Source organism: Arthrobacter sp. MA-N2 (genome assembly GCF_000517125.1).
In the GTDB taxonomy this organism is placed as follows: Bacteria; Actinomycetota; Actinomycetes; order Actinomycetales; family Micrococcaceae; genus Arthrobacter; species Arthrobacter methylotrophus.
The window spans coordinates 3572251-3591379 of sequence record NZ_KI912155.1; the positions used below are offsets into that span (position 1 = coordinate 3572251).

General features: G+C 62.8%; 16 protein-coding genes. 5 read left to right on the plus strand and 11 right to left on the minus strand.

Translation table 11 applies throughout. From position 1 onward, the window contains the following. The first annotated feature begins 84 nt into the window (after positions 1 to 84). On the plus strand, positions 85 to 2217 hold the full coding sequence (locus tag A3M3_RS28195; RefSeq protein WP_155854414.1) for an ABC transporter permease subunit: 2133 nt from the start codon (positions 85 to 87) through the stop codon (positions 2215 to 2217). A 112-nt stretch (positions 2218 to 2329) separates the two neighbouring features. Here A3M3_RS28195 and nrdF read toward each other — a convergent pair whose 3' ends face one another. From nrdF to nrdH, 4 genes are all read right to left on the minus strand, one after another. Then, positions 2330 to 3304 (minus strand): class 1b ribonucleoside-diphosphate reductase subunit beta, encoded by a 975-nt coding sequence (nrdF, locus tag A3M3_RS0117475; RefSeq protein ID WP_028267418.1) that lies wholly within the window; start codon positions 3302 to 3304, stop codon positions 2330 to 2332. Between the two features lie 118 nt (positions 3305 to 3422). Then, positions 3423 to 5570: a class 1b ribonucleoside-diphosphate reductase subunit alpha gene (nrdE, locus tag A3M3_RS0117480; protein ID WP_197023327.1), complete on the minus strand. Its 2148-nt coding sequence runs from the start codon at positions 5568 to 5570 to the stop codon at positions 3423 to 3425. Between the two features lie 11 nt (positions 5571 to 5581). Further along, positions 5582 to 6052 (minus strand): class Ib ribonucleoside-diphosphate reductase assembly flavoprotein NrdI, encoded by a 471-nt coding sequence (gene nrdI / locus A3M3_RS0117485; RefSeq protein WP_028267420.1) that lies wholly within the window; start codon positions 6050 to 6052, stop codon positions 5582 to 5584. A gap of 55 nt (positions 6053 to 6107) precedes the next feature. Beyond that, complete coding sequence (nrdH, locus tag A3M3_RS0117490) at positions 6108 to 6350, minus strand: glutaredoxin-like protein NrdH (RefSeq protein WP_028267421.1); 243 nt, start codon at positions 6348 to 6350, stop codon at positions 6108 to 6110. Positions 6351 to 6855: 505 nt separating this feature from the next. On the opposite strand from nrdH, the gene A3M3_RS25735 reads away from it, so the two are divergent. Together A3M3_RS25735 and A3M3_RS0117500 are read left to right on the plus strand one after the other, a co-directional pair. After that, positions 6856 to 7833 (plus strand): LysR family transcriptional regulator, encoded by a 978-nt coding sequence (locus A3M3_RS25735; RefSeq protein WP_051423251.1) that lies wholly within the window; start codon positions 6856 to 6858, stop codon positions 7831 to 7833. Between the two features lie 51 nt (positions 7834 to 7884). Next, positions 7885 to 8388 (plus strand): DUF2004 domain-containing protein, encoded by a 504-nt coding sequence (locus A3M3_RS0117500; protein WP_028267422.1) that lies wholly within the window; start codon positions 7885 to 7887, stop codon positions 8386 to 8388. Between the two features lie 89 nt (positions 8389 to 8477). On the opposite strand, the gene metE is transcribed toward A3M3_RS0117500, so the two are convergent. Together metE and A3M3_RS0117510 are read right to left on the minus strand one after the other, a co-directional pair. Next, on the minus strand, positions 8478 to 10808 hold the full coding sequence (metE, locus tag A3M3_RS0117505; RefSeq protein ID WP_028267423.1) for a 5-methyltetrahydropteroyltriglutamate--homocysteine S-methyltransferase: 2331 nt from the start codon (positions 10806 to 10808) through the stop codon (positions 8478 to 8480). A 63-nt stretch (positions 10809 to 10871) separates the two neighbouring features. Then, complete coding sequence (locus tag A3M3_RS0117510) at positions 10872 to 11840, minus strand: methylenetetrahydrofolate reductase (RefSeq protein ID WP_028267424.1); 969 nt, start codon at positions 11838 to 11840, stop codon at positions 10872 to 10874. Positions 11841 to 12288: 448 nt separating this feature from the next. On the opposite strand from A3M3_RS0117510, the gene A3M3_RS0117515 reads away from it, so the two are divergent. After that, entirely contained in the window at positions 12289 to 12486 is a 198-nt protein-coding gene (locus A3M3_RS0117515; RefSeq protein WP_231497296.1) for a hypothetical protein, read from the plus strand. A 16-nt stretch (positions 12487 to 12502) separates the two neighbouring features. Here the strand turns inward: A3M3_RS0117515 and A3M3_RS0117520 are convergent, their stop codons facing one another. From A3M3_RS0117520 to A3M3_RS0117540, 5 genes are all read right to left on the minus strand, one after another. Further along, entirely contained in the window at positions 12503 to 13384 is an 882-nt protein-coding gene (locus A3M3_RS0117520; RefSeq protein WP_442853121.1) for a carbohydrate ABC transporter permease, read from the minus strand. After that, complete coding sequence (locus A3M3_RS0117525; protein ID WP_035741991.1) at positions 13378 to 14274, minus strand: carbohydrate ABC transporter permease; 897 nt, start codon at positions 14272 to 14274, stop codon at positions 13378 to 13380. The genes A3M3_RS0117520 and A3M3_RS0117525 overlap by 7 nt, the downstream gene beginning before the upstream one ends. Before the next feature lie 3 nt (positions 14275 to 14277). Then, the gene (locus tag A3M3_RS0117530) at positions 14278 to 15636 is read right to left on the minus strand and encodes an extracellular solute-binding protein (RefSeq protein WP_028267428.1); all 1359 of its coding nucleotides are present in this window, start codon (positions 15634 to 15636) and stop codon (positions 14278 to 14280) included. A 115-nt stretch (positions 15637 to 15751) separates the two neighbouring features. Further along, positions 15752 to 17005 carry an ROK family protein gene (locus A3M3_RS0117535; RefSeq protein ID WP_028267429.1) on the minus strand — a complete coding sequence of 418 codons (1254 nt, stop codon included), beginning with the start codon at positions 17003 to 17005 and terminating at the stop codon, positions 15752 to 15754. A 310-nt stretch (positions 17006 to 17315) separates the two neighbouring features. Further along, the gene (locus tag A3M3_RS0117540; protein ID WP_442853122.1) at positions 17316 to 18455 is read right to left on the minus strand and encodes a class I SAM-dependent methyltransferase; all 1140 of its coding nucleotides are present in this window, start codon (positions 18453 to 18455) and stop codon (positions 17316 to 17318) included. 213 nt (positions 18456 to 18668) lie between these two features. On the opposite strand from A3M3_RS0117540, the gene A3M3_RS0117545 reads away from it, so the two are divergent. Further along, on the plus strand, positions 18669 to 19046 hold the full coding sequence (locus A3M3_RS0117545; protein ID WP_028267431.1) for a cupin domain-containing protein: 378 nt from the start codon (positions 18669 to 18671) through the stop codon (positions 19044 to 19046). Positions 19047 to 19129 lie beyond the last annotated feature (83 nt).

Below are 19129 nucleotides of genomic sequence, written 5' to 3' on the forward strand. Positions count from 1 at the left end.
CGCAACCCTCGAACCGGTCGTTTCCTGCAGGGGACAGGGAAGGACCGGATCGGCCTGGCCCCCAGCGCTCACAAAGGAACTAGCGTGATTCCTGAAACGCCACCGCAGCCGGCGACAACGGCCCGACCTGACGCCGGTCCATTGCTTCGCCTCGTGGGGATCGACAAGAACTTCGGGCCGGTGCAGGCGCTGGCCGACGTCACCCTCGAAGTGCCGACCGGGAAGGTGACCGCGCTGGCCGGCGACAACGGGGCGGGCAAGTCAGTGCTGATCAAGTGCGTAGCCGGCATTTACGCCCCCGACGACGGCCAGCTGTTTTGGGAAAACAAGCCCGTCAGGTTGAACTCACCCCATGAGGCCGCCGAACTCGGCATCGAGACCGTCTACCAGGATCTGGCCCTGTGCGACAACCTCGACATCGTGCAGAACATGTTCCTCGGCCGCGAGCGCCTGCGCCATCTCCTCCTCGATGAAGAGAGCATGGAGATAGCGGCCCGGGAGACGCTGGCGAGCCTGGCCGTGACGAGCGTGCGTTCGATCCGGCAGCCGGTCGCGTCCCTGTCCGGCGGTCAACGCCAGTCCGTGTCGATCGCGAAGTCTGTGCTGTGGAACTCGAAACTCGTCATCATGGACGAGCCGACGGCGGCTCTCGGCGTCGCCCAGACTGAGGTCGTCCTCAACCTCATTCGCCAGCTCGCCGACCGCGGCGTCGCTGTCGTCGTCATCTCGCACAACATGAACGACGTCTTCCAGGTCGCCGACCGCATCGCCGTACTCAGGCTCGGGCGGCTCGTGGAGGTTCGGCCCATCACAGAAGTGGACCGGCAGATCGTGGTCGACCTGATGACCACCGGTGTCTCCGACCGGGTAAGACCGGAACCCGCGCCCTCAACGCCTTCGCAACGCAGGATTCCCGCCGCCAAGGGGCCGCTCCCGTCCGTCGCAGGTGCCCTCCATGAGGAGCCGACGACCGCGGCAGCCGCGCGAAAGGCTGCGCTGGCGCTGAACCCCGACATCACCGCCACGTCGCTGCCCGAGTACTTCCGCGCGGCGCTGGCGCGGGTTCGGGCCGGTGAGAGCGGAGTGCTGCCGGTGCTCGCGGGCCTGCTCGTGATCTCGGCGCTGTTCCAATCGCTGAACCCGAACTTCCTGACCCCCGGCAACATGGTGAACCTGCTCATTCAGGGTTCGGTGTTCATGCTGCTGGCGATGGGCCAGGTCTTCGTGCTCCTGCTCGGCGAGATCGACCTGTCAATCGGGTACGTCGGCGGCGTGGGCGGTGTCATCATGGCCGAACTCGTACAGGAGTCGACCGGCTGGCCGTGGTGGGCGGCGATCGCCGTCGGGCTGGCTGCCTGCGCCGGGATCGGGGTGCTGCATGGCACGATCATCACCCGCCTCGGGCTGCCGTCATTCGTCGTGACGCTCGGTGGCCAGCTCGGCTGGCTCGGCGTGATGCTGATGATCCTCGGCAGCGGCGGCGTGGTGCCCATCAACGACAACGTCATCAACGACATCGCCAGCGGCAACCTCAGCCCGTTGACCAGCTGGACCGTAATGTTCGTCGTCGCCGGAGTGTTCAGCACCTGGACCTGGCTGAGGGACGCCCGCCGGCGCGATAGCGGACTCGTCGCGCCGCCAGCCAGCGTGAGCGCCCTGAAGATTGCGGCCGTGCTCGCCACCGGTGTGGCCGTCGTCTGGCTTTGCAACACCAACCGAGGCACCCTGGTTGAAATCAGCGGTGTGCCCTGGGTACTGCTGGTTGTACTCGGAGTCCTCGCGGCCTGGACGCTGCTGCTCGGCCGCACCCGATTCGGCCGCTACGTCTACGCTATTGGCGGCAATGCCGAGGCCGCACGACGGGGCGGCGTGAATCTCGCGCGCATCCGAACGATCGCCTTCATGCTCGCTTCCTTCACTGCCGGAATCGCCGGAATCGTTTACGCGTCCCGGCTCCGCTCGGTCTCAACCTCGTACGACGGCGGCACGCTGGTGCTCTACGCCGTCGCCGCGGCGGTGATCGGCGGCACCAGCCTGTTCGGCGGCCGAGGCAAGGTGCTGCACGGGGTCCTCGGCGGCCTGGTGATCGCAGCGATCGACAACGGCATGGGCCTGCAGGGCTACAGCGCGCCGGCGAAGTATGTGGTCACCGCGCTGGTTCTCGTCTCGGCCGTGACGATCGACGCGGTCGCCCGCCGAGGGCGCTCCCGGACGTGAGGCAAGGCAAGGTCTGCTGAGAGCTCACAAAGCGGGCCCTGCATGATTTACCGTGCAGGGCCCGCTTTAGTGGCAGCTAGTTGGAAGTCTTCCAACTAGGTCAACAGAATCCCTAGAACTCCCAGTCCTCATCCTCAGTATTAACAGCCTTCCCAATCACATAAGACGACCCAGACCCCGAGAAGAAGTCGTGGTTCTCGTCAGCATTGGGTGACAGGGCCGACAAAATGGCCGGGTTCACGTCGGTGACGGAGGCCGGGAACATGGCCTCGTAGCCGAGGTTCATGAGGGCCTTGTTGGCGTTGTAGTGCAGGAACTTCTTGACGTCCTCGGCCAGGCCCACGCCGTCGTAGAGATCGTGCGTGTACTGGACTTCGTTTTCATACAGCTCGAAGAGCAGCTCGAACGTGTAGTCCTTGATTTCCTGGCGCTTCTCCTCGGAGACCTTTTCGAGGCCCTTCTGGAACTTGTAGCCGATGTAGTAGCCGTGTACGGCTTCGTCGCGGATGATCAGGCGGATGAGGTCTGCCGTGTTCGTGAGCTTCGCCCGCGAGGACCAGTACATGGGCAGGTAGAACCCGGAGTAGAACAGGAACGATTCCAGCAGTGTGGAAGCGACCTTGCGCTTGAGGGGATCGTCGCCTCGGTAGTAGTCCATGACGATCTGCGCCTTCTTCTGCAGGTTCTCGTTCTCGAGGGACCAGCGGAAGGCGTCGTCAATCTCCTTGGTGGAGCACAGGGTGGAGAAAATCGACGAGTACGATTTCGCGTGCACCGACTCCATGAAGGCGATGTTCGTGTACACCGCCTCTTCATGCGGCGTGATCGCGTCCGGGATCAGGGACACGGCGCCCACCGTGCCCTGGATGGTGTCCAACAGGGTCAGGCCCGTGAACACGCGCATGGTGAGCTGCTGCTCGTCGGGCGTCAGGGTGTGCCAGGACTGGACGTCGTTGGACAGGGGCACCTTCTCCGGCAGCCAGAAGTTGTTGACCAGTCGGTTCCAGACCTCCACGTCTTTGTCGTCCTGGATGCGGTTCCAGTTGATCGCTTCGACGTGGCTAAGCAGCTTGACCTTCTCGGTCATTTCGTCCCCTTAACGTATGTGTTGTTTAAGGTAAGCGTACGACGCCGGGCGCTCACCCGGCGTCGTACTCTTCAGTTGTATGGCGCGGCGGTTGCCGCAATTAGTCAACCGTTATCGGTTACAGCATGCAGCTGACGCAACCCTCAACCTCGGTCCCTTCCAGCGCGAGCTGGCGGAGACGGATGTAGTAGAGCGTCTTGATGCCCTTGCGCCATGCGTAGATCTGCGCCTTGTTGATGTCGCGCGTGGTGGCGGTGTCCTTGAAGAACAGGGTCAGGGACAGGCCCTGGTCCACGTGCTGCGTGGCGGCGGCGTAGGTGTCGATGATCTTCTCGTAACCGATCTCGTACGCGTCCTGGTAGTACTCCAGGTTGTCGTTGTCGAGGTACGGAGCCGGGTAGTAGACGCGGCCGATCTTGCCTTCCTTGCGGATTTCGATCTTGGCGGCCACCGGGTGGATCGACGACGTCGAGTTGTTGATGTAGCTGATGGAACCCGTGGGCGGGACGGCCTGCAGGTTCTGGTTGTAGATGCCGTGCTCCATGACGGAAGCCTTCAGCTCGCGCCAGTCTTCCTGCGTCGGAATATGGATGCCGGCGAAGAGCTCGCGGACGCGCTCGGTCTCCGGGGTCCATTCCTGCTCGGTGTACTTGTCGAAGAACGCGCCACTTGCATAGGTGGAGTTCTCGAAGCCTGCAAAGGGCTGACCTGTCTCGATGGCCAGCTTGTTCGAGGCACGGAGAGCGTGGAACAGCACCGTGTAGAAGTAGATGTTGGTGAAGTCCAGGCCTTCTTCGGAACCGTAGTGGACGTGCTCACGGGCAAGGTAACCGTGCAGGTTCATCTGTCCGAGGCCGATAGCGTGGCTCTGGGCGTTGCCCTGCGCGATGGACGGCACCGAGTTGATGTAGGACATGTCCGAGACCGCGCTGAGGGCACGGATGGACGTCTCGATCGACAGGCCGAAGTCCGGAGAATCCATGGTCTTGGCGATGTTCATCGAACCAAGGTTGCAGGAGATGTCCTTGCCGACCGTCTTGTAGCTGAGATCCTCGGCGTAGATGGACGGCGTGGAAACCTGCAGGATCTCCGAGCACAGGTTGCTCATGGTGATCTTGCCGGCAATCGGGTTGGCCCGGTTCACAGTGTCCTCGAACATGATGTACGGGTAGCCGGACTCAAACTGGATCTCTGCGAGGGTCTGGAAGAACTCGCGGGCGCTGATCTTGGTCTTCTTGATCCGCGAGTCGTCCACCATCTCGTAGTACTTCTCGGTGACCGAAATATCGGAGAAGGGCACACCGTAGACGCGTTCGACGTCGTACGGGGAAAAGAGGTACATGTCCTCGTTCTTCTTGGCCAGCTCGAACGTGATGTCCGGGACCACGACGCCCAGGGACAGCGTCTTGATACGGATCTTCTCGTCGGCGTTTTCACGCTTGGTGTCCAGAAAGCGGTAGATGTCCGGGTGGTGGGCGTGCAGGTACACGGCACCCGCACCCTGGCGGGCACCGAGCTGGTTGGCGTAGGAGAAGCTGTCTTCGAGGAGCTTCATGACCGGGATGACACCGGAGGACTGATTCTCGATCTGCTTGATCGGCGCCCCATGCTCACGGATGTTGGTCAGCGAAAGGGCCACGCCGCCGCCGCGCTTGGACAACTGCAGCGCCGAGTTGATGCCACGGGCAATCGACTCCATGTTGTCTTCGATGCGCAGCAGGAAGCAGGAGACCAGCTCGCCGCGTTGGGCCTTGCCGGCATTGAGGAACGTGGGCGTGGCGGGCTGGAAGCGGCCATCGATGATCTCGTCCACGAGGCGGCTGGCCAGCTCTTCGTTGCCGCGGGCAAGGTGCAAGGCAACCATGCAGACGCGGTCCTCGTAGCGCTCCAGGAAGCGCTTGCCGTCGAAGGTCTTCAGCGTGTAGGAGGTGTAGAACTTGAAGGCGCCGAGGAAGGTCTCGAAGCGGAACTTCTTCTTGTAGGCGCGGTTGAACAGCTCACGGATGAAGTTCATCGTGTACTGATCGAGGGTCTCGCGCTCGTAGTACTGATTCTTGACCAGGTAGTCCAGCTTCTCTTCCAGGTCATGGAAGAAAACGGTGTTGTTGTTCACGTGCTGCAGGAAGTACTGGTGCGCGGCCTCACGATCGGCTTCGAACTGGATCTCTCCGTTCGGACCGTAGAGGTTCAGCATGGCGTTGAGCTCATGGTAGCCGAGGCCCTTATAGGCCTCCGGCAACGGCTTCTTGACGTTGGCGGTATCCATAGCGCCCTTGGTTACTTCTGTATCTGCGACAGTCGTGTCCAAAACTTTTCCAGCCCTTCGTTGACCCTTTGGACGTCTTCAGGCGTCCCCATGAGTTCAAATTTGTAGAGATGCGGAACCCGGCATTTAGTGGCGATGATGTCTCCCGCCATGCAGTAGTTTTCCGCGAAGTTGGTGTTCCCTGCCCCGATCACGCCGCGGATCAGTTCCCTGTTCTGCGGGTTATTCAAGAACCTGATGACCTGCTTGGGTACCGAGCCTTCGCCATTCGTACCACCATAGGTGGGCAGCATAAGGACGAAGGGTTCCAGTGCGAGCAACGGCGCGTCCTTGGCGTGGAGCGGGATGCGTGCCGCGTCGACGCCGAGCTTCTGGACGAAGCGCTTCGTGTTCTCGGATGTGGAGGAAAAGTAGATGAGGTGACTCCGCGTGCGGACGGCTTCAGTCGCCGCTTGTGCAGGTGCTGTTGCCAGCGCTGCCATGGGAGTCACCTCGACTACATTGGAATACTTTGTTGTGGCGGCGGAGTCTTGAAAACTAGGCCACGGAAGCGGCAGCCAGTGCCAGCTCTTCGATCTTGTCCGGACGGAATCCCGACCAATGATCCTGCTCGGTCACCACGACGGGAGCCTGCATGTATCCAAGGGCCTTGAGGCGCTCAAGAGCCTCGGCATCCTGGGAGATGTCGACACTCTGGTAGGCGATGCCCTTCTTGTCGAGTGCTCGGTAGGTTGCGTTGCACTGAACACAGGCCGGCTTCGTGTAAACCGTCACAGTCATGGTCCCTGTCCTCTTTGTTGAAGTCTTTAGCTCTTCGTATTGGCAGGCCCCGACCGGAACTGATCACTCCGATACTGGCCCGCTGGCCGGCGAAGCGGCCAAACTATCTATCACGTCTTGCATTCATGTCTTGTGCTGGTTTCCCGCTCAATCCGTAAATCGATACTACATGTAGTGCAAGCGCCTCAGCGGAACCCCAAGATGATGTATTACAAGTATGTCATTTTACGCACCGGTAGTCCACAGGCCAAGAAGGTAAAAATGTCCGGGAATCCGCCAAATCCAAAGACGAAATCCACACCCTGTGGACTACTTAGCCACAATTAACCGTCAGCGTGTCGCGCCGCTCCCGGCGTGTCGCACCATCTCTGCCAACGACGTTCAATGAGTCGCCCGCCACATCCTGTCGTCCGGGCCGGTCACCACGGCAGGAGCCGCGACCGAATTCACAACGCTATGCTGGCTGGGCACGGATTTCGGCCGACACCGAGCCTAAGGATCACTGATGGTCAACCTTCTCCACCTGCGGACGCTGCTTGAAGTCACGCGGCTCGGTTCCTTCGCGGCAGCCGCCGGGCGGCTCGGCTACACCGCCTCAGCCGTATCCCAACAGATGGCAGCGCTGGAACGGGACACCGGCGTCGAACTCTTCCACCGTTCCGCACGCAGCGTGGTCCCCACCGAAGCAGCCCTGACCATGGTGCGCCATGCATCCAAGGTGCTCACTGACGTCGACACCCTGCTGGCGGCCGCATCAAGAAGCACGGACTCCCCCGTTCAAGAGCTCCGGCTGGGCATCTTCCCCAGCCTGGCCACCTATGTGCTGCCGGACATCCTCCGGAACCCGCGCTGGAAGAAGCTCGGCATCGAACTCCGCGTGTGGGTAGCAGAGCCATCCCAAACCATCCAAGGTCTGCGCAGCGGCGGTGAACTGGACCTCGCGCTGGTGTACCAAGTGGGCCAGTCGGGGCTGGCGTGGCCGCATACTTTGGAGCGGCAGTGGATCGGCGACGACGACTTCCGGGTGGTGCTCCCCGCCTCGTGGGGTATCCGGGAGGAGGCAGAAATGCAGGCCTCCCAGCTCTCGGACATGCCATGGATCATGCACCACCCCGGGACCAGCGACGCCGTGGTGATCGAACGGCTGTTTGCCAGCTGCAATCTGCACCCCCGCGTGGTGGCTTACAGTGACGACTTCCACGCCAGCCTCGAGATGGCTGCCGCAGGGCTCGGTGCCGCACTGGTACCGGAGCTGGCGCTGCGGCACCGGCCGCCCGGTGTGGTGGTTCTCGATGTCCCGGATATCCGGCTCGCGCGCAACGTCTTCGCGCTGCTCATCAACGAAAAGCGCACAGCGCAAGTGCAGCTCTTCACCGAATTGCTGGCAGACACGCTTCACGGTAGCGCGGCAACCGTCCGGGCCAGACGTGCCGCGACGACGCCCACATCAGCCCAAAAGTCAACGCCCAAGCGACCCGGCTGAAATCTTCCAGGATGCTGGAACACGCCGCTTGTTTGGGACTATCTTGAAGACATGAGCAAGGTAGCGAGCAAGCATTTCGGGGAAATCGAGCTCAACCACGGGCGGGAGCGCTGTTACGTGGCTTCCCACGAGTTCGCTGGAAATCCCCTCGAACTGGACTTGAACGTCACGGCGCATGACCATTTCGACGAGAAGGCGCTCCACAAGGTGGACTACCGTTTGGGCTACCTCCCCGAACTGGTGGACCAGGTCCGCGACATGATCGCCGAAGAACTGGACCAGGACGGCACCAACTCCCAGCAGTTCCTCCACTTCCACTCCAACCAGCTCAAGGAAGAGCAACTGGAGGCGGTGTTCGGCGTCCGCGACAAGACGCAGCTCAACAAAGACGTGTTTCTCAGGGCCCTCAAACTGGGTCATGTAGCGATCTACCCCGGCCAACCGGAGCGTTACTTCGTCCTGGATTTCACCCTGGGATCGCACTTCACCGACGAGCTCCTGGTGGTTGCGGCGGACGAGGACGGCGTGGTGGACGACGAAATCCTCTGGGAATAGTTTCCGGGGGAAGAGTCAGAGCTGAAAGTGCGACGGCGGCCGGTCACCTTTCGAGGTGACCGGCCGCCGCGGTTTGTACTACTTGAGCGCTACTTGGATGCTTCCAGCAGGCTGGCGCGGACCGTCTTGGTGGCCTTGACCAGGTTGCGCAGGGACTCTTCGGTCTCGGCGTAGCCGCGGGTCTTCAGGCCGCAGTCCGGGTTGACCCAGAGCTGGCGGGACGGGACGTGCTTCACTGCGGTGGCCAGCAGCTCGGTGACCTCCGCTTCGCCCGGAACGCGGGGCGAGTGGATGTCGTAGACGCCCGGACCAACGCCACGGCCGAAGTGGTGTGCTTCGAGGTCGTGGACCACCTCCATGCGTGAACGTGCTGCCTCGATCGAGGTGACGTCGGCGTCGAGGCCGTCGATTGCATCGATGATCACGCCGAACTCCGAGTAGCAGAGGTGGGTGTGGATCTGGGTTGCGTCGGCGGCACCGGCAGTGGCCAGGCGGAAGGAGTCCACCGACCACTTCAGGTAGGCGGCGTGGTCTGCCTTGCGCAGCGGAAGGAGTTCGCGCAGGGCGGGCTCGTCCACCTGGATCACCTTGATGCCTGCGGCTTCGAGGTCGGCAATCTCGTCACGCAGCGCCAGGCCCACCTGGTTGGCGGTCTCGCCCAGCGGCTGGTCGTCGCGGACGAAGGACCAGGCGAGGATGGTGACCGGACCAGTGAGCATGCCCTTCATCGGCTTGCTCGTCAGGGACTGTGCGTATTCAGCCCAGGCAACCGTGATGGGAGCCGAACGGGTGACGTCGCCCCAGAGGATGGACGGACGGGTACAGCGGGAGCCGTAGGACTGGACCCAGCCGTGAACCGTGACGTCGAATCCTTCGAGGTTCTCGGCGAAGTACTGCACCATGTCGTTGCGCTCGGGCTCGCCGTGCACCAGGACGTCGTAGCCGAGCTCTTCCTGCAGCTCGACGACCCGCTTGATCTCGTCCTTCATGAGCTGCTCGTACTGCTCGTTGGTGAGGTCGCCCTTGTTGTTGCGGGCACGGGCCGAACGGATTTCCGAGGTCTGCGGGAAGGATCCGATGGTGGTGGTGGGCAGCGGCGGCAGCTGCAGCGCCGCTTCCTGTGCGGCTTCACGGACCGAGTACTCGGAACGGTTGAAGTCGGCTTCGGTAAGGGCCGCGGTGCGCGCACGGACGTCGGCACGCTGGACGCCTTCAGCCGTAGCCCGGGAAGCGATCACGGCAGAGGCTTCGTCGATGGCGGCCTTCGCGGAAGCCGGGTTGGCCAGGTAGTCCGCCAGGGTCTTGACCTCCACTGCCTTCTGGTCAGCGAATGCGAGCCAGCTGCGCAACTGCTCCGAGAGCTGGGTTTCCTCGGCAGTGTCATGCGGGACGTGCTGGGTGGAGGTGGAGGTGCTGACGGCGAGCTTGCCGGCGGCGGCCTTCAATTCGTCCAGCTTCGCGGCCGAAACGGCGAGGTCGTTGCGCCAGATGTTGTGGCCGTCCACGACGCCGGCAACCAGGGTCTTGTTGCCCAAGCCAGCCAGGGCAGCTGCGGACGGGACAGCGCCCTTGAAGACGTCGATGTGCAGGGCATCGATGTTGGTTGCGGCAAGGGTGCCGAGCTGACCATCGAGGGAACCGTAGGGGGTGGAGACGAAGAGCTGCGGGCGCGCTGCGGCACCGGACAGGACCTCGTAAGCGCGGGCGACGGCAGCCTGGATTTGGGCGGCCGGGGTGTCCTGGTCAACAACCAGGGCGGGCTCGTCCAGCTGGATCCAGCTGGCGCCTGCGGCGGCCAGCTTGCCGAGCAGTTCAACGTAGACCGGGAGGACATCCTCGAGGCGGGACAACGGGGCGAAGCCCGCGGGAGCGTCGTCCGAGGCTTTGGAAAGCAGCAGGTAGGTGACCGGGCCGACGATGTACGGACGGGTCTCGATGCCGTTGGCCAGGGCGAACTCGAATTCCTCCACGATGCGGTTGGAGGCGAGCTTGAAGTCGGTTTCCGCGCCGATTTCCGGAACGAGGTAGTGGTAGTTGGTGTCGAACCACTTGGTCATTTCCAGCGGCTGCTGTTCCTTGTTGCCGCGGGCCAGGGTGAAGTAGCCATCGATGTCGAGCTGACCTTCGGCGTTGAGCAGCTGGCCGAAACGGGCCGGGACGGCGCCGAGGTGTGCTGTGGCGTCAAGCACCTGATCGTAGAAGGAGAAGGTGCCCGGCACGGCGGCGGCTTCGTTGAGGCCGAGTTCCTGCAGGCGCTTGGCGATGGTCAGCTGGATGTCCTTGGCAGCGGCGTCCAGGGCCGCGGCGTCGATCTTTCCGGCCCAGTAGGCTTCAACGGCCTTCTTGAGTTCGCGACGGCGGCCGATGCGCGGGTAGCCGAGCAGCGAGGCTGCGGGGAACTGGGTGTTCTGTTCAGTCATGGGAGTTTCCTTGGGCAGTAGGTACAAATCGGAGTGTCTTGGTTGCGGACCAGCGTTGGCTGTTCAGCTGACGAGTTCTTGGCGGCGGGCGATGGCGTTGAGCCTGCTTGCCGGGCGCGCCGGGCGGGGAAGAGCAAGCTTGTCCAGCACGTCCAGGGCGCAGGCGTGCTCGTTGAACGTATACAGGTGGATCCCGGGAGCACCGGCCTGGAGGGCAGCGTTTGCGAGGTCCACCGTGGCGCGAACGCCGATCTTGCGCCGTTCGGCGTCGTTGTCCGCCGCGGCAAGTTGTTCGATGAGCTCCGGTGCCGGCTCGACGCCGGTGAGCTCGCCGAGCCGCTTGAGCCGGCGAAGGCTCGTCAGCGGCATGACGCCCGGAATGATCGGGATGGTGACGCCTGCGCGCCGCGCCCGGGAGATCAGGTCAGCATATTGCTCGGTGTGGAAGAAGACCTGCGTGATGGCGAAGTCGGCGCCCGAGCGCTGCTTCGCGAGCAGCACCTCGACGTCGTGCTCGATGCTCGGCGACTCCGGGTGACGGGTGGGATACGCGGCCACGCCAACGGCGATCTTGCCTGCACACAGCAGGGCCGACCGTCGCTGTTCCACGCGGCGAATCAGTTCGATCAGGTCCTGGGCATACCGCAACGAACCGTTGACTGGCTGTCCGCCATCCTTAGGCAGGTCGCCGCGCAGGGCAAGGATGCCGCGAACGCCGTTGTCCAGGAGTTCACCGATGATCTCGGCCAGTTCCTGAGGAGTATTTCCCACGCAGGTGAGGTGGGCCAGGGGCCGCAGGGTGGTTTCAAGCAGGAGCCTGTTGATGAGCTCGACGGCGGTGTCCCGGTTGGAGCCGCTGGCACCGTAGGTGACGGAAACGAAGTCCGGGTCCGTGGCTTCAAGCTCACCGATGGTGGTCCAGAGAGACTGAGCAGCCGCTGGAGAGCGGGGTGGGAAGAGCTCGTAGGACAAGGCAACGGGAGCAGTGCCGGTCAAGTTGGGATGGGTATCAATGAGGCTTGGTGGTGACATTTGCGTCCTTGGCTGTGTGTCAGCGGGCCTGCCCGAGGGACGTGAAACCAAGTCCCTGCGCTGCAGAATCGGTGAATTGAGTTGGGGATACACGCAACGAACTCCAGCAGGGCGCAGCCGCGACTGTTACGCCTGAAATGAAGTTGTCCGTGTGCAAATGTCAGGCCCACATGGGGGCACCCACACCCTCCTGCCTGCCTTCAAGAGACAGATCCGGCGGAGGATCGCTGACACGTTACCGCGGTAACTTGAATACGACTCTAGATCGAGGCTTCGGGCGCCACAAATCGTCCACCGAATTAAGACGCAGTTTTACGCTACGTTTCACCCGATTTCTGAACATTCTTCGCTGGGTCCTCGAGCGGGGCCTGGCTGGCAGGAAGTCCCCTTGGAGAAGCCTGCCAGCGTAGCCCTCCCTATGAAGGTCAGCCAGGACTATTCTTTTGGCATGATCCAGCTTCCAGTCAGTTACCAGGAGTACCTCGCCGACAAAGACGAAAGGTTCGTCCAGACAGTCCGCCCCATCCTGATGCAATCGGCCGCGGACCAGCTTCACGGTGTCCGCGTGGTTTACAACCACAGCGGCCACCAAGCGCATTTGGACGATTCGATCCCCTACGGCACCATCGTGGAGGACATCGACTGAGACTCGAGGCCTCCTCTCAGCCTTTCATGGCCCCCGAGAGGGCAAACGCGTCGCCCGATCCCCGGGCCACCGCCGCGTAGAGGATAAGCACCGGGACCGAGTACACGATGGAAAACGCGGCGAGCTCCCCGTAGGCGATGGCGCCGTGTTGGCCGAAGAAGCTGAAGACCGACACCGCGGCCGGCTGCTTGGCGGTGGACAGCAACAGGATGAAGGGAACGAAGAAGTTCCCCCAAGCCTGGATGAAGACGAAAATGAACACCACGCCCAGGCCCTGACGCATCAGGGGAAGGACGATCCTGCGCAGGGTGGCCAGTCCCGAGGCACCGTCCATCCAGGCGGCTTCCTCCAACTCGAGCGGCACGGAGTCCATGAAGTTCTTGGTCATCCAAATGGCCATGGGCAACGTGGTGGTTGCCATGAAGAAGATCGTCGCGGGCATCGAGTCCAGCAATTGCAATTGCACGAACAAGCCGTAGACCGGGACCATGATTGCCGTGACCGGAAGCGAGGTGCCGAACAGGATCGCATAAAGGAACGGCTTGTTGAATCGCGACTGATACCGGGACAGCGGATAGGCCGCGAGTACGGCGGCTGCCAAGTTCACGATGGCGGTTCCAGCAGAGAGCAGGAAGCTGTTTGCCAACGGCCGGAACAGCAGCTCGGGCGTCAGCACGGCCGAAAAATTGGCGAACGACGGCGATTGCGGCCACCGCGTTTGGTATCCGGCGTGGGGGTCCACGGAGGCAAGCAGGAGCCACGCCAGGGGTAGCACGAAGCACATGCCAATCACGGCCAACGCTGCATTGGCAGCCCACCGGCCACGGGGCAGTCCCCCGGCCACCGCCGTCGGACGCCTCCCGGTGACCAACAACCCGCGGCGCAGGGATGTCACGATTTTGCCCCGCGGAGGAGCCTGACGTACACCGCTCCGAAGACCATGCCGAGCAGGATCAATACCGAAGCGATCGCCGTGCCATATCCGATATCCCCCAGCTTGAAGGCTTCCTGGTAGGCCAGGACCGGCAACGTGGTACTGGCATTGGAAGGACCGCCTGCCGTCATCACCCAGATGAGGGTGAACACCGCGAGGGTTTGAAGGGTGATCAGCATGAGGTTGGTGGCGATGCTTCCGCGGATGATCGGCAGGGTGATGAAGGCGAGGCGCTGCCAACCCCGGGCGCCGTCCATCAGGGCGGCTTCGGAAATGTCCCGCGGGACTTGGGAGAGCGCCGCCCTGTAGACCAGCATGGAGAACGCGGTCCCTCTCCAGACGTTGGCCAGGATGACAGCACCCATCGGGAAGGCGTACAACCAGTTGGCGCCACGAACACCGAGCATCCCCAAGAGTTGGTTGAGCGTGCCGTCCTGGCTGAAGTACGCGTATGCCGCGAAGGCCGCCACGATTTCCGGCAGCACCCACGAAGAGACCACCGCCGTACCCACCAACGACGCAGTTGCTCCCCCGGATCTGGTCATCAACAAGGCAATGACCAGGCCCAGGGCGTTCTGTCCGAGGATCGCCGAAACGGCCACGAAGACCACCGTCAGCCACGCCGAGAGCGGGAAGACGGAATCCGTCAGCATGCGGGCGTAGTTGTCCAGGCCGATCCATTGAGGATTAGCGGCAGCCTTGCCGGACAACGCGGCGTTGGTGAAGGAGGCATAGAAGGACCACAGCACGGGCCCCAGCAGGAAGAGGGCCAGTAGCAGAACCGAGGGCACTACCGGCAGCAAGCGGAATCTGCGGCGCAGGGCGCCGGCCTGCGGGGATTCAGGGGCTGTCATGCGTCATTTCTGAACGACCTTGGCATCACCGACAAGTTTCTTGACCGACGCGTCGTACTCCGCTGCGGCCGCTGCCGGGCTCTCCTTGCCGGTAATGACGGCCTCGGTAGCGGCCTGGACGGCAAGCGAGATCTTTGGGTAGTCCGTGGTGGCCGGGCGGTAGTGCGTGACCCCCACCAGCGAGGAGACGTCCTTCACGAACGGGTTGGCTGCCTGGTAACCGGGATCGGAAGCCACATCGGTGCGGACCGCTATTTGGGAATCATTGACGTCGAAGGCCAGCGCGTTCTTCTTGCTCAGGGCAGTGGTCAGGAACTTGAAGGCCAGGTCCGGATTCTTGGTCTTGGCATCGACGGCGAGCGTCCACCCGCCGGACATGCTCACTCCCCCGGGATCCTGCCCGAACTGGGTGGGGAACCGGGCTACCCCCATATCCTGCGCATACCCGGCCCATTCGTAGGCGCCGCCTTTCTGCCAGAACGACGGCGCGTACGAACCTTCCACGGTGGCGCCCATCTTGCCTTGTGGCAGCCACTCGCCAAAGACCTTCTTCCACACATTGGGATCGAGGGCGTCCGCCGGCGCTACGGCGAGTTTCTCGTCGTAGAGGGTCTTCAGGAACTGAAGCGAGTCGGTGAATCCCTGGGATCCCACCACCCACTTCTTTTCGCTGTCTGAATACAAGGAGCTCGCCGTTCCATAAAGGAGCTCGTAGAAGCCCTGCATGACAGTTCCTTCACCGGTGGCTTGTCCGGCATACATGTTGAAAGGCACCACGCTGGGATCCGCGGCCTTCATTTTGCGGGCGGCCGTCAGGATGTCATCCCAGGTTTTCGGCTGCCACGGCACAGGGATGCCGGCCTTCTGGAGGACTTGCTTGTTGTACCAGATGCCCCTGGTATCGGTGCCAAGCGGAACAGCGTAGATACCGCCGTCGTCTCCGCGTCCCGCGGCCTTGGCGCTCTCGTTGAAGGCGGACCATCCGTCCCATGTGGCCAGCAAGGCGTCGAGTTTCAGGAGGTACCCGGCGTCGACGTCCGAGCGGACCTTGAAGGTGTCCTCGTAGAAGACGTCCGGAGCTGTGTCGGGAGACCGCTGGGCCAATGCGAGCTTGGTGCCATAGTCGTCGTCGTTGGCTTGGATGGGCTCAAGGTCCACACTCACGCCCGCGTTGGCCGCTTCGAATTCCTGTTTAGCGTCCTGGAAGACCTTGTCCAGGGCAGTGAAGGAGTCGGTCTTCTGATAGACGATCTTGATCGTCTTCTTGTCGTTGGCTTGGGGTTGGTTGGCGGAACATGCAGCCGAGGCCAAAAGGGCCACGACGCCGAGCAATGCTACTCCGAACCGGACTGGGCGACGCATGACGCTCCGATCTTCACGCGGCTGCAGCCCCCCACACTTCAGCTGGCCCAGCCTTTTTGCCGATATATATGAATGTAAAAAACACAGCCCTGCTGAACAGGGCGAAGAGAAAGCCTTAACCGTCCAACAAAAGCCGCTGGGCGCGCGGCGCAAGGGTGTGCTCCAGTACCAGACAAGCTGCCCCGATGGCGCCCACGTCTTCGCCCACTCCGGTTCCGACCACCTCAATGCCGTGGATGCTGTTGGCAGCGCTGTTTGCGGCGAGCAGGGCGGGGATGCGTTCCAGGTAGCGCTCTGCCATCCGGCCCCAGAAGGGGCCGCCGAAGACAACGCGTTCGACGTCGAGGGTGTTGGTCACCACAGCAACCGCGCGGGCAACCAGCACCGCCGACTTATCGATGATGGCAATGGCACGTTCGTCGCCCGAGTCCGCGGCATCGCAAAGCCGTGCAAAGCCTTCCTGCACTTCCGGGCCTTCCGTGCTCTTACGGGAACCGTTCAGCACGCCTTGCTTTTCAGCCTCGGCCACGAGGACCTGTGGAATGCAGGAAGACTTGACGCACCCCCGCAGGCCGCAATCGCATTCGGGGCCGTCCGGATCGACAATGATATGGCCGATTTCTCCGGCGTTGCCGGAGGTTCCCCGGACCACCTCGTCGTTCAGGACGATCCCGCAGCCAATACCGGTACCCATGTACATGAAGATAAAGCTGCCGGTGCCACTGACCCCACCCGCCCAGGTTTCGGCGACGGCTGCACTCGTGACGTCCTTGTCCACGAGGGTCTCCAGTCCGGTGGCCTCCGCGAGGGCGTCCCTCAGGTGAACCCGGTCCCACCCCATCATGAGGGGCGGATCCACCACGGCACCCTCATCGAGGTCTATCGGGCCCGGCGCCGCGACGCCGAGTCCGGCGATCTTCCCCGGAACTACACCGGACTCTTGGATCAGTGACTTGATTTCCTCCGCTATGGCGGCGATGACGTGCTGTGGATTGCCGCCGGCCGGAGTGGGGATCCGCGAGTGTTTCACGACGGCGCCCACCAGATCCAGGACCACGGAGGTGATGACTGCGGGATCAACGTGGACGCCCAACGCGTACATTCCGGACGGGTTCAGGCGCAGGATGGTACGGGGCTTGCCCGGACCGCTGCCTTCCTTGCCTGCCTCCACAATGAGCTGCTGGTCCAGCAGCCGCCTGGAGATATTCGAGATGGTCTGCGGCGAGAGGCCCACGATCTGGGCCAGTTCCACGCGGCTCAGGCCGCCCGATGAGCGCCTAATTGCGTCGAGAATGACGGTCAGGTTGAAGTCCCCCATGCGTGGCAGATTAGTTCCGCGCCTCGGAGTCGGCTGGCGGATCTCAGTCACGGAATCCCCTAAAATCATTCGGATAATGCTGTTGCATTTGCATCGTACGGCACCTGTGCATGTCTCGGTATGCCCACACGCTGCCCGGAGGTAATGCATGCCGACATTGCGAACGCGAGGCCCGGGAAATGGCTCGAATGCCGGTACGCGGACCCGAGCCCGGGGTTGGGCTGTGGTCCTGGCGCCGGCGATGGTCAGTTTCCCGGATGACAACCCGCAGATGTCGAAGATCGGGCACGTCGGGGTTGAACAATTGCCGGGAACGGGCCACTCACTGGAACAGAGCTGCCCCTTTAACGTTTGATGCTGCTTAACGTTTGATGCTGCGGGTCACCGTGAACTTCGGGTTCCGGCCAATCTCGGTAGTGGGCCCGATCAGCCGCTCCAGCCCGGGGCGGTACTGCAAGTGGCTGTTGTACACAGTCCAGAGTTCCCCGCCGGAAGCCAGGACCCGTGCAGCGGCCTCGAACATCTTCGTGGCCGCACCGGCGTGGATGCTGGCGCCGAGGTGAAACGGCGGGTTCAGCAGGATGAGGTCGGCGCTGCCAGGCTCGAAAGTGGACATGGCGTCGTCCTGCACTACCGTGACCCGGCCGCCCAGCCCATTGGCCGCCGCGGTTGCCTTCGCGGACGCAACCGCTGCGGCCGATTGGTCGGTCGCAGTCACGCGGGCATCGGGCCGGTTCCGGGCATATATCGTGGCGAGGATCCCGGTTCCGCAGCCGAGGTCAATCGCGTGGTGCGCAGGAGGGATCCGGTCCAGGAAACCCAAAAGGAAGCGTGTGCCGATGTCCAGCTTCGTACCCGAAAACGCAGCCCCGTGAGCACAGACGGTGATACCTAGCTCGGTGTTCTGCTCCGCGACGGGAAAGGTCTCCGGACCGGCCGGACGCTTGGGACCCGTGGCAAGCAGGACCCGCGACTTCCGCTGTGCGAGTTGCGGCTGCACCGACTCAAAATTGCGTTCCAGGACGGCATTCATGCCCAGGGACATGTGCTTGACGCGCCCTCCCGCCAGCAGGACTGCGCCCGGAGCCGCAAAGCGGGCGACGGCGTCGGCGATCTCCTCCAGCTCGGCGAGCGCCTTGGGGAGTTGCATGATCACTAGCTCGGCGCCGTCGAGCAAGTCGGCTCCGAGCTCGAACTCTTCAAAGCGGCCGGACAACCCTGACGCCCCGGCGTTCGATTGGAGGGCGAGCCGGCTGACGTACAAATCCTGGTTCACGCGAACGTGCCCGACGCCGAGAGCGGCCAAAGTGCCCACGGTCAGGGCGCCGTAGCGGTCGCCTATCACCGCGACGCGAGCGTCCGGGTTGCGGATGTAGCTTGCGGCGGTCTCGAGGAGGAGCCTGTCGGTGGCGTCGTGCGCCTGCAAGTTCTCCGCTTCGACGTCGGGGAACCGGCGCAGGGTGCCGAACAGCGTCTCAAGGTGTGCATCCAGCTCGGTCAAGGTCACGGTGCACCAATCTATCCTCCCCAGGAACCCTCGACAACACGAGGTCTGCGGAGGATGGTAGAGATTGCAAGTAACCGACCGTCTGCCCGCTGCTCAAGGCCACGGCACGCGCCGCGAGCAGCCCAGACACCCCAGGGTCCGCCGCGAAGGGCGAGCCACGTTGCGGACCCCGAAGACCAGGCTCCCACTCCCCCTTGTGAGCAGATCATGACCGTAAACGTCGTCACGCAGCTTGAAGTAAAGTCACACAATTCCCCCGATGAAACCCGCCGTCCGGACAAAACCTTGGTGGAAGTCGTCACTGTCGGTGACTACACCATTGGCCGCTTCAGCTTCGAGCCGGGCTGGACGTGGGCGGATTGCATCAAGCCCGTGGTACACACCGATTCCTGCCAGCTCAACCACGTAGGGTACTGCGTTGCCGGTGCACTGGAAGTCGAGACTACCGATGGCAAGAAGATCAGCATCTCCGCAGGAGATTCATACACCATTCCACCGGGACACAATGCTTGGGTGGTGGGCGAGGAGACCTACTCGGCCATCGAGTTCGTCAGCGCAGCGGAATATGGCGTCAAGACCGAGTAGCGGTCTGCGCCCTCTTCGGGCGCGCACCGCCGAACCTAATCCCTGAACACAGAACCTGCAGGTCATCCTGACGTGCCGGAAAT

Bases quoted from the DNA above. Each gene is read 5' to 3' on its own strand.
- nrdF (WP_028267418.1), bottom strand. From the start codon at position 3,304: ATGACCGAGAAGGTCAAGCTGCTTAGCCACGTCGAAGCGATCAACTGG.
- A3M3_RS0117545 (WP_028267431.1), top strand. From the start codon at position 18,669: ATGACCGTAAACGTCGTCACGCAGCTTGAAGTAAAGTCACACAATTCC.
- nrdI (WP_028267420.1), bottom strand. From the start codon at position 6,052: ATGGCAGCGCTGGCAACAGCACCTGCACAAGCGGCGACTGAAGCCGTC.
- nrdH (WP_028267421.1), bottom strand. From the start codon at position 6,350: ATGACTGTGACGGTTTACACGAAGCCGGCCTGTGTTCAGTGCAACGCA.
- nrdE (WP_197023327.1), bottom strand. From the start codon at position 5,570: ATGGATACCGCCAACGTCAAGAAGCCGTTGCCGGAGGCCTATAAGGGC.
- A3M3_RS0117530 (WP_028267428.1), bottom strand. From the start codon at position 15,636: ATGCGTCGCCCAGTCCGGTTCGGAGTAGCATTGCTCGGCGTCGTGGCC.
- A3M3_RS0117525 (WP_035741991.1), bottom strand. From the start codon at position 14,274: ATGACAGCCCCTGAATCCCCGCAGGCCGGCGCCCTGCGCCGCAGATTC.
- metE (WP_028267423.1), bottom strand. From the start codon at position 10,808: ATGACTGAACAGAACACCCAGTTCCCCGCAGCCTCGCTGCTCGGCTAC.
- A3M3_RS0117515 (WP_231497296.1), top strand. From the start codon at position 12,289: ATGATCCAGCTTCCAGTCAGTTACCAGGAGTACCTCGCCGACAAAGAC.
- A3M3_RS0117500 (WP_028267422.1), top strand. From the start codon at position 7,885: ATGAGCAAGGTAGCGAGCAAGCATTTCGGGGAAATCGAGCTCAACCAC.
- A3M3_RS25735 (WP_051423251.1), top strand. From the start codon at position 6,856: ATGGTCAACCTTCTCCACCTGCGGACGCTGCTTGAAGTCACGCGGCTC.
- A3M3_RS0117510 (WP_028267424.1), bottom strand. From the start codon at position 11,840: ATGTCACCACCAAGCCTCATTGATACCCATCCCAACTTGACCGGCACT.